The organism is Phocaeicola sp. (assembly GCF_048170425.1).
Taxonomy (GTDB): domain Bacteria; phylum Bacteroidota; class Bacteroidia; order Bacteroidales; family Bacteroidaceae; genus Phocaeicola.
In genome coordinates this window covers 1-10068 of sequence record NZ_DBEXBB010000286.1, presented here as the reverse complement: position 1 = coordinate 10068, position 10068 = coordinate 1, and the positions used below count along the sequence as shown (strand labels likewise).

Genomic DNA, 10068 nt, shown 5'->3' with positions numbered 1-10068 from the left:
CGAATTGTATAATGCGAACTATGACCCGCTGTTGCAAAAAGAGATGCTGGAAACCCGCTGTAAATTACATGAATATAATCTATTGTCTCCTCACCAACAAAAAGAAAGAGACCAACTGATTCGCTCCATACTGCATATGGGGGAAGAAGGTTGCATCATTTCTCCTTTCTATTGTGACTATGGCTATAACATCCACATCGGAAGAAACTTCTTTGCCAATACCAATCTAGTCATTCTTGACGGTGCCCGTGTAACCATCGGAGATCATGTATTCATAGCTCCCCATGTAGGAATCTATACAGCCGGACATCCTTTAGATGTTCCTCAACGAAACGAAGGTTTGGAATATGCTTATCCCATTACTATTGGGAATAATGTCTGGATTGGTGCACACGTGTGCATCCTTCCCGGTGTAACAATAGGTGATAATACCGTAATCGGAGCTGGTAGCGTAGTGACCAAGAACATACCTTCTGGAGTACTGGCATACGGGAATCCTTGTAGAGTCATACGAGAACTAACCAATGAATAAAGAAAAAAGAGTCTTCTGCTTTACCGAATAAAAAGCAAAAGACTCTTTCTTTATACAATCATTTACCCAATTATTTTTTCTTTAACTCCTCCAGCAACTCTGCCACATCTTCTTCACGTGTAGCCCAACTGGTCGCGATACGTACCACTGTCGTACCGTCAGTCCGTTTTTCCCACACTTCAAAGCCGATACGCTGTGCCAGTTTCTCGTACAAACTGTTTTCAAGCTGTACAAACAACTGGTTGCTTTGCGGACGAATGTAGAATGTATAGCCGTTTGCTTTCAGTCCTTCCACAATCCGGTCAGCCATATCAATGGCATGACGGGCAATTTTCAGGTACAAGCCATCTGTAAACAAGGTATCAAACTGCAAACCTAACAGACGTCCCTTGGCCAGCAACACGCCCCGCTGCTTGACAATGGTATCAAACTGGCGAATCAGTCCGGGCTGCGGAATTACGACCGCCTCGCCAAACAAAGCACCAACCTTAGTTCCGCCAATATAGAAAATATCACACAAGGAAGCGATGTCTTTCAAAGTCACATCCGTATCCCGTGCTGCCAGTCCGTAACCCAGACGAGCCCCGTCGAGGAACAACGGAATCTTATGCTTACGGCACACGGCAGACAAAGCCTTCAGTTCATCCAGCGTATAAAGTGTACCGTATTCCGTAGGATGCGATACATACACCATTCCCGGAGCTACCATGTGATCCCAGCTCGGATCCTGATAGAAAGCCGTCACATAACGGTCTACTTCTGCCGCATCCAGCTTTCCTTCATGGTGAGGCAAAGCCAGCACCTTATGTCCTCCTGCTTCCACCGCCCCGGCTTCATGCTGGTTGATGTGACCCGTTTCTACTGCAATTACTCCCTCATACGGACGAAGCAAGGCCGTAATGACCGTGGCATTGGTCTGCGTACCTCCCACCATGAAATGTACTTCCGCCTGCGGGCATCCGCAAGCTTCTGCTATTTTCCGGCGAGCCGATGCACAATACTCATCCGTGCCATAGCCCGAAGTTTTCTCCATATTCGTCTGACACAAGCGCTCCAAAATCAACGGATGCGCTCCTTCCATGTAATCACTTTTAAAATATTGCATATTCGTTTTGTATTTTAAATTAGACTTTTTCTTCCAACATCAAACCCACTCCCTTCACAGTCTTCAGTTCCACCGTATCATCGGCCGCTAACAGTTTGCGCAAGCGAGACACGAACACATCCAAACTGCGCGAAGCAAAATAATCTTCCTCCGTATTCCATAGACGCGACAAGATGACCTCCCGCCGCACGACTTGTCCCTTGTGTTCACACAACATACGAAGCAAATCAGCCTCCCGTACCGTCAGCATCCGTTCTTCTCCCCCTTTCTGTTTCCATACGCCACGCACCGTATCAAAGGAGAACAGTTTCCCGATGGGTACCTCCCGGACTTCTTTCTGTGCCGGCATCCCTCGCGTCAGTTTCAACAATGCCGTGATATGTGCATGCAGTTCTTCGGCCAGAAATGGTTTTTTGACATAGTTATTCACCCCCAGTTCATAACCTTTCACCACATCTTTCGGTGACACACGCCCGGAAGTAAACAAGATGGGCACATGCTCATCCTGCTCCCGGATACGCCGTACCATCTCATATCCGTCCATTACCGGCATCTCAATGTCGGCTACGATGACATCCGGCTGCTGTGCCTTCCATACGGCCAGTCCTTCCTCGCCATTGGATGCCGTCAGCACCTTATACCCTCCAATCATATCCTCCAGACCACCCTGAATGATATAACACAGATTCGCGTCATCTTCCACCAACAACAATTTGATTATCTCTTCCATTTCATTGTTCCTCTTTTTTATTTTCCAGGGCATCCTCCGGAGGAAAAGCCAAGGTAAACCGGCTGTATTCCCCCTCCATGCTTTCCAGCGTGACCCGTCCGCCGTGCGCTTCCATAATCCGAAGCACATAATTCAGTCCCAGTCCGAAACCAGATGCTCCGCCGGAATGGCTGCGTTCACTGGCTGCTGCCCGTTCGTATTTCTCAAAAATTTTCCGCTGGTCTTTCAACGGAATACCGAAACCATTGTCGGCCACCGTCACACAGACTGTTCCATCCGCTTTCCGTTCCGAGAGGAATGTAATTTCCACCGCTTCGCCCGAATATTTCAACGCATTGTCTATCAAATTACTGAGCGCCTCTTTCAAAAATTCCTCATCCGCCCAAACCACTTCCTCCTGCAAATTCCATACAAACGCAACCTGCTTGGCAGTTTTTGCCTTATACTTCTCCGCCAAGTCCTCCAGAATCGGCTGCAACAAGCAATCCGTCTGCTGCAATTTCAATGCATGATTCTCCAGTTTGGAAAGCGTCAGCACCTTGTTGGTCAATGCCAGCAGATGCTCTCCTTCCTCTTTCACAATACGAAAATAACGTTCTTTCTTTTCCGGCTGTCCGTCCAGGCGTCCGCTTTCCAGAATCTCCGTCCCCATCAGGATGGAGCTCAGCGGCGTCTTCATATCGTGAATCATGGCATACGAAAAGTCCTCTCTCACCTTGGCTATCTTGCCCTGCCGGATAATGACACGAATCTGATACACAATACAGATAATGACCAGTACCATAATCAGTACCGTGGCAATCAACAGCAGGGTCATACGCTGGAAAATCACCCAGTAAGGATTCAGAATCACCCCTTGCAGATAGCGAGTATATGCCTTGTTAATAGACACCAGCCGTGTTTTCAAGTATTTTTGTCCTTCCAGTTTTGCCTGTGGAGAGGATGCCCGCAACACATTACCTAACGAATCCGTCACACAAGTCGACACCTTGGCCGAGATACCGACCGAATCCAGCATGTGAGCATAAATAGAATCCAGATTATGCAAGGACACATCCATCTTGAACGTATTCGATACCCCTTCCTGTATGGCGATAAACACAGCCGATTCGATATACTGACGCGTTTCCGGAATCTCCTCCTCCTGTACCGTATCGCTGTCCACGACATCCGCCTCAAGCTTAAATTGATAAGTGTAGGTAGAATCCTTCTTCCCATGCAATTGTTTCCAAAGGATCATCCGACCAAAGGCCTCCTGGAGTGCCGCGTCTTTAAATAGTTCATGGCTCTGCCGCATGACGTTCTCACGGGTCAGTTTGTAAGTGTTGACCAGCCAGACATACTGTAGTTCGACAATCGCAATCAGTCCCACTACCGCAATCCAGCGAATGTGTTTCATCTTCATAAGCGTATATTCTTCACGTAAACGAAAGACGTTAACGTAGCGTTAACCTTGTCTTAACCCAAAAAGCGAAACGGCCTTTTTAGTTTTGCAGTGTCAAAGATAATGAAAGATAAAGACACGAACGATATGAAAAAGTATTTTTTAGTGAGCATCTTGTTACTGCTCGGTACGATGCTCGAAACAGCCACCGCACAAACCATCTCAGGTAAAGTTACCGACCCTTCCCGTCAGCCTATTGACGGGGCCACGGTCGTGCTCCAGACACGTGATTCCGTTTTCGTAGAAGCTACCATTACAAATGCTGACGGTAGTTTCCTGCTGAATCACCAGCCGGCACACTATCGCCTGCTGTTCCAGCACCTGCTGTATGAACCACAGGAAAAAGAAGGCACAGGAATCGATGCCGGCACGTTTATACTGCAACCGAAAGACTACGCACTTCAGGAAGTCGTGGTACAAGGCGAACGCCCGCTGGTCACCGTGGAAGGCAGCCGACTGACCTATGACATGCCGCAGCTGACCTCCCAACGGCTGGTCACCAACGCCTACGAAGCCCTCAAACAGCTTCCGGGGGTTATCGAACAGAACGATGTACTGACACTGGCCGGAGCAGGCGGAGTCAGTCTGCTGCTGAACGGACGTCCCTCATCCATGACCTACGAACAACTCATCACTCTCTTAAAGGGTATGCCGGCCTCGCGCGTGGAAAAAGCGGAAGTGATGTACAGCGCTCCTCCGCAATACCACGTGCGCGGTGCGGCTATCAATCTCGTACTGAAAGGATATAAACCCGGCGAAGGAGGCCTGCAAGGAGAAGTCAACGGTGAATATAAACAGCAGAAGGAAGCCGGGGGCAACGGAGGCGTCACACTGGCCTATACTTCTCCTAAAATTGACCTTGATTTCATGTACAACCTTCAGAGCCGGTACACCCGTGGCTACATTGATTTCATTGCCCACCATACGGTGAAGGAGCAGGTATATGATGTGAATCAGGTGACCGATAACCAAGGACGTAGCCTGACGCACACCCTGCGCGCCGGAGGGACGTATAAATTTGATAAAGACAACTCGCTGAACTTGTCCTATACCACCCAGTTCAGTCCGGACAAAACCGACGACAGCCATTCCAACGGGAGTATTTCCGAATCATTCAATCATTCCCAGGCTCACCATCAGATGCACAATGCCGCATTGTATTATACCTCCGGATTCGGATTTCAGGCGGGAGCCGACTACACCTATTTTACCTCAACCGATACGCAAAACTTCTTCGACCGTAGTCCAGAAGAGGTAGAAACCCGCTTCATAAGCTGTTCCGATCAGCACATTGACCGCTGGAAAATCTATGCCGACCAGCATCACACACTGCCACAAGAATGGACATTGAACTACGGAACTTCTTTTACCTACGTCAACAACCAAAACACCCAGAATTATGATTTGCCGGAAATGCAAGGTAACAACCTGCACAGCCGTATCCGTGAATACACCTATAACGTCTACGCCGGATTCGACAAGTCGTTCAACTCCCAATGGACCCTGAGTGCCTCTGCCACATTGGAATACTACCAGATGCAAGATTACCGGAAATGGGCTGTCTATCCCACCCTCCAGTTGAACTACATGCCTTCCGCCTCACACATTCTCCAGTTGTCTTTCAGTTCTGACAAGACCTATCCCGATTACTGGACACTGAGTGGCGCCACCAGCTACCTGAACGGTTACAACGAAAGTTTGGGAAACCCATTCCTTCGCCCCTATACCGATTACAACGTTGACCTGACCTACATCCTGAAAAGCAAATACATTTTTCAGGCAAGCTACAGCTATACACCCGACTACTTCATGCAGACCGTATACCTGGATTCCAACCATCTGAAAGCCATCTACAACTGGCAGAACTGGGATTACACCCAAGACCTCTCTTTCACCGCCATCCTTCCTTTCAAGGCAGGAAACTGGTGGGACAGCCGTCTCACCCTACAGGCCACCTTGAAACACGACAAGGCCAGCGCATATTACGATGCACCTTTCAATCAGAAGCAATGGGTCGGCGTAGGACACTGGACACATACCTTCCAGCTATGCCGCCAGCCCAACCTGAAAATGGAAGTTACCGCTTTCGGACAAACCCAATCCATACAAGGCAGTTACGACATACAGCCAGTGGCCTTCGTAGATGCAGCCCTGCGCTATACCTTTGCCAAGGACAAAGCCATGCTCCAACTGAAGGGCAGTGACCTGTTCAATACGATGAATCCCAAGACAGAAGTCCGGAACGGCGCGCAACATCTCGACATGAATACCAAAAGCTACATGCAGAGCGTTACCCTTTCGTTCAGCTACCGCTTTGGCGGCTACAAGAAAAAAGAAGTGAAGGAGGTAGATACTTCACGGTTTGGAAATTAAAATATCGACTCTACTGAATTAAGAAAAAGCAAAGGATTCATTAATAAAGTGACTTATTACCTTCTACATTTTCCACCCCAGAACCCTATGTTTTCTTTGTGAGAAAAATAGGGTTCTGTCACGAGAAACATAAAGTTCCGCTGCGAAAAACCTAGAAATCTTTTTACTTTACGACAAAAACCCCAGAATAAATTACACTTTTCTTCTAATAACCTCTTTTTTATATTCAATTAATATCTAACTTTGCAAAAAACCTATAAACGAAATAAATTATGAAAAAGTTTTTATCTACACTGATGGTAATGGCCTGTCTGGTAATTGCTATTCCAGCACAAGCTCAAATACAATTTGGAGTAAAAGCAGGTTTGAACGTATCAAAGCTGCACCTTTCTGAAGAAACATTCAGTTCAGATAACCGGACAGGATTTTTTATCGGTCCAACGGCCGAATTCACACTACCACTTTTAGGATTGGGAATTGATGCTTCTGCATTGTATAATCAATTTGGCGTAGACTCAGAAGAAGGTACTTCTACCAAAAAAACTATCGAAATTCCGATTAACTTGAGATGGACCATCGGATTCAGCAGTCTGATAGGTGCATATGTAGCCGTAGGACCCCAATTCGGATTTAATGTAGGCGACCGCTGGTTCGACAATGTATGCGAATTCAAAAAAAACACAACTAGTTTCAATGTAGGTGCTGGCGTAAAACTCTTTGGACACTTGCAAGTAGGTGCTAATTACAACTTTGCCCTGAAAGATAATGGGACCATCCATGCTAATGAAGCTATCGGTTTTAAACAAAATACTTGGCAAATTTCAGCTGCGTACATGTTCTAAGAATCCCATATAATTAGAACCTCCTTTAAAGCGTTTGTGTCTTCGCCTTAAAGGAGGTCCTTCATTCTCAAATAGAAGCACTGCGGTTTAATCCCGCGTCCAGTTTATTTTCTCCAGGAACCATGTACGATGCTCCACAGACAATCCTTGCCGTTCCAATACCGCAGGCATTTCATCGTATTTCTTCCAGAACGATTCCAGCAATGCATTTATACTTTCCGGCTTATAAGAAACCGACTCATAAATACTTGACATAGAACCAAGTTCATCTTTCAATACAATTCCTGCATCTTTGTACTTCAGTGCCTCAACTGCCTCCAATAATCTTTTGGAAGCCTTTATAAATCCTTCGGCACGAGGGCGAACAGAAGGATAACCAATCTTTATTTCCTGATTTTCAGCCACATCGCACTCCCCAAGGTCTATTATCACCGCCGCTTCTGACGGAAGATATGAACAAGCCATTTTCTCTCCATTGACCGTAACCCAGTCCGGCATACAAGAAGCACACAGCTTCACCTTAAAACGACGGGTAGAAGGCATATTCTCATACTCCCCTTTACGTTTTTCCACAAATACTTGCGTTTCATTATCAGTAGCCGTCACCTTAATGGATGTGGTTGCATAATGTTTATCGTAACCACAATCATTTCCTGCATCTTCATACATCAAGAAAGAGGAATTCCCTTTACCTGGAAAAACATTCAGCACAATATCCTCATCGTTTTTATCCAAGCGACGCACCTCCTTATCATACATGGGTATTACTGAGGCCGCTTTCACATATACCGGATATTCATCAATCGCAAAAGAACGCTCCCATATACGGCCTCCCTGCAAACGTTCACCTGTATACAGTTCATACCATTCACCATCGGGCAACCAGACATTCACTCTGGCATAACCTTTATTTCCAGGAGCAGTCACCGGACAGACAAGCATATTATCTCCGAACATGTATTCATTTCTAAAATCATACGCTTCCTGACATTCCGGATACTCATAATACATGGGTCTGCACAACGACAATCCTTCATCATACGCCTTGCGAGCCATTGTATAAATGTATGGCACCATTTCATATCGCCGTACAATGATGTCTCGAATTACATTCAAGTATTCATCTCCAAAAGCCCATGGTTCTTTCCGCAAAGTCGCACTTTTTGACGAATGAGTACGCATAACCGGACTCATAGCACCAAACTGTAACCAACGGATATATAGTTCCGGGCTAATACTATCTCCCAAATGTCCGCCAATGTCATGACTCCAGTAACCATACAGCACATTAGAGGCTGTAGAATTAAAATAAGGTTGGAAATTCAATGAATTCCAGGTGACAAATGCATCACCGGAAAATCCAATCTGATACCGGTGATTTCCCAGTCCTCCCCAACGGTGATACAGCAAGGGACGTCCCTGGTTCCGGCGCTCCATATCGCTGAAGAAAATATAGTTAATCCACCAGGTATTGGACAGGTTTGTCATCTTCGCATCATATAAATCCTGTTGCCAGTCCAGCCACCAGAAACTTACTCCCTCCTTTTGCATGGGATGAAGAATGTGTGTAAACATGCTTTTAATAAAACGTTTATCCGAAGACACCCAGTCTATTTTCTTTCCGGAAGACGGATTAACACCCATGTCTTTTGCTATCTGATTATATTTCTCTTCATACGAAGCCACCCCATCAGCCGGATGAAGATTCAGGGTTATTTTCAAACGATTATCCTGCAAGTAGGAAAGGAATTTTCCTGGATCAGGAAAGAGATTCCGATTCCATGTCCATCCGGTCCATCCACCCCGTCCGGGCTCCGTATAATGCCAGTCCATATCTACAACCAGTACGTCAAGCGGAATCTGATACAAGTCAAACTTATTTACCAACCGGCGCAATTCGTTATCTGAATAAGACCAGTAGCGCGACCACCAATAGCCAAAAGTATAGCGGGGAGGCAAAGGTATCTTACCGGAAAACTGAGTAAATTCTTTCAAGGCCATTTTATAATCATGACCGTAAGCCATGAAGTACCAGTCCTGTCCTTCGCCTGTTGCACGAGGCTTCACCCAGTTCCAGTCTTTATCCCCATCAAATAAGAAACCCTGTGAGTCATCTATCAATGTCCAGCCATCTTTTGCCAAAAGGCCATCTTCAAGATTAACCTTTTGCCCAGTCTTTGTGTCTTTCACCCAGTCCATTCGCTGGTATTCTCCGTCAAGTCCATCCAGTGTACGGTAAGTACCCTTCAAGTTAGCCTGCTGCACCGTACCAGGCCGCCACTCAAAAGCAGGTGAAAGCCCCTTCGAAGACTTTATGCAAAGATTCTCCTTCGTAAATTTCCCACTATCTTTTTTATAAAGAACTGACATCTTAGGGGTAGAAATCTCAATCCATCCCTTTTTACTGACAGTTTTATACTTCACTTCCGGATAACTACGATTTACACAGATAAAAGAAGCCTCATCTACGAAGTGTCCATCTGGCACATACTCAAGTCGTACTACTCCGTCTGAAACGACTGTTATCCGGACATGAGAATCCGTATAAGCCACATTACCTCTACATTCTACAGCCCTTACGGAAAAGACAATACTTAAAAACAATAAAACACAAAGAATTCTGGAGCCCCTTAGATGAAAGAAAGTCCAACGGGGCAAATTAACCCATAGGTAAATTAAGTTGTTTTTCATACGATTAAATTTATACAATCTACATATCACAAAGTACTCACTCTCTATCGCCGGAGATATTCCCCATTTTTGGTGCAAAGCATCCATTTGCTGCATGATACGAAACGCTTCGGCATGTGGCAGGGAGAGTATGAAGCATATACCTGATTCTCATAGCCTGTAATCTTCTGCTTTGCTGCATCGTACACAGCTACCGTCTGATTATAAGTATCCACAACTCTCACCGACTGTGGATTGTTGATATTTTCCACCATTAAATGACTTTTGCATCCCCAAATAAACGGCATAAATACCTGATGGACAAGCAAGCATCTTTTTGGCAATATTGCCACACCTTATAATTCTAAAATT

Annotated in this window: 8 protein-coding genes; 3 read left to right on the top strand and 5 right to left on the bottom strand. The window is 45.8% G+C overall.

Features of this window, described 5'->3' with window-relative positions:
* The first annotated feature begins 4 nt into the window (after positions 1-4).
* Entirely contained in the window at positions 5-532 is a 528-nt protein-coding gene (locus ACMJ0U_RS11300; protein WP_417130018.1) for a sugar O-acetyltransferase, read from the top strand.
* Between the two features lie 70 nt (positions 533-602).
* Here the strand turns inward: ACMJ0U_RS11300 and ACMJ0U_RS11295 are convergent, their stop codons facing one another.
* Genes ACMJ0U_RS11295 through ACMJ0U_RS11285 form a run of 3 tightly spaced genes read right to left on the bottom strand, consistent with a single transcriptional unit; the run spans position 603 to position 3772 of the window.
* A complete protein-coding gene (locus ACMJ0U_RS11295) occupies positions 603-1637 on the bottom strand; it encodes a threonine aldolase family protein (RefSeq protein ID WP_417130015.1) in 1035 nt (344 codons plus the stop codon).
* Between the two features lie 19 nt (positions 1638-1656).
* On the bottom strand, positions 1657-2358 hold the full coding sequence (locus tag ACMJ0U_RS11290) for a response regulator transcription factor (RefSeq protein WP_417130017.1): 702 nt from the start codon (positions 2356-2358) through the stop codon (positions 1657-1659).
* A gap of 10 nt (positions 2359-2368) precedes the next feature.
* Positions 2369-3772, bottom strand: a complete 1404-nt coding sequence (locus ACMJ0U_RS11285) for a sensor histidine kinase (protein ID WP_417130014.1) — start codon at positions 3770-3772, stop codon at positions 2369-2371.
* A 126-nt stretch (positions 3773-3898) separates the two neighbouring features.
* Here ACMJ0U_RS11285 and ACMJ0U_RS11280 point away from each other — a divergent pair, with 126 nt between their 5' ends.
* Entirely contained in the window at positions 3899-6184 is a 2286-nt protein-coding gene (locus tag ACMJ0U_RS11280; protein ID WP_417130013.1) for an outer membrane beta-barrel protein, read from the top strand.
* Between the two features lie 272 nt (positions 6185-6456).
* Positions 6457-7026, top strand: a complete 570-nt coding sequence (locus tag ACMJ0U_RS11275) for a porin family protein (RefSeq protein ID WP_417130012.1) — start codon at positions 6457-6459, stop codon at positions 7024-7026.
* A gap of 87 nt (positions 7027-7113) precedes the next feature.
* Here the strand turns inward: ACMJ0U_RS11275 and ACMJ0U_RS11270 are convergent, their stop codons facing one another.
* Both ACMJ0U_RS11270 and ACMJ0U_RS11265 read right to left on the bottom strand, forming a co-directional pair.
* Positions 7114-9645, bottom strand: coding sequence for a TIM-barrel domain-containing protein (locus ACMJ0U_RS11270; protein ID WP_417130016.1), 2532 nt, complete (start codon positions 9643-9645; stop codon positions 7114-7116).
* Between the two features lie 116 nt (positions 9646-9761).
* The gene (locus ACMJ0U_RS11265; RefSeq protein WP_417130011.1) at positions 9762-9941 is read right to left on the bottom strand and encodes a hypothetical protein; all 180 of its coding nucleotides are present in this window, start codon (positions 9939-9941) and stop codon (positions 9762-9764) included.
* Between the last annotated feature and the right edge of the window lie 127 nt (positions 9942-10068).

Coding starts and splice junctions, on each gene's coding strand:
- ACMJ0U_RS11295 (WP_417130015.1), bottom strand. CDS start 1,637: ATGCAATATTTTAAAAGTGATTACATGGAAGGAGCGCATCCGTTGATT.
- ACMJ0U_RS11285 (WP_417130014.1), bottom strand. CDS start 3,772: ATGAAGATGAAACACATTCGCTGGATTGCGGTAGTGGGACTGATTGCG.
- ACMJ0U_RS11280 (WP_417130013.1), top strand. CDS start 3,899: ATGAAAAAGTATTTTTTAGTGAGCATCTTGTTACTGCTCGGTACGATG.
- ACMJ0U_RS11275 (WP_417130012.1), top strand. CDS start 6,457: ATGAAAAAGTTTTTATCTACACTGATGGTAATGGCCTGTCTGGTAATT.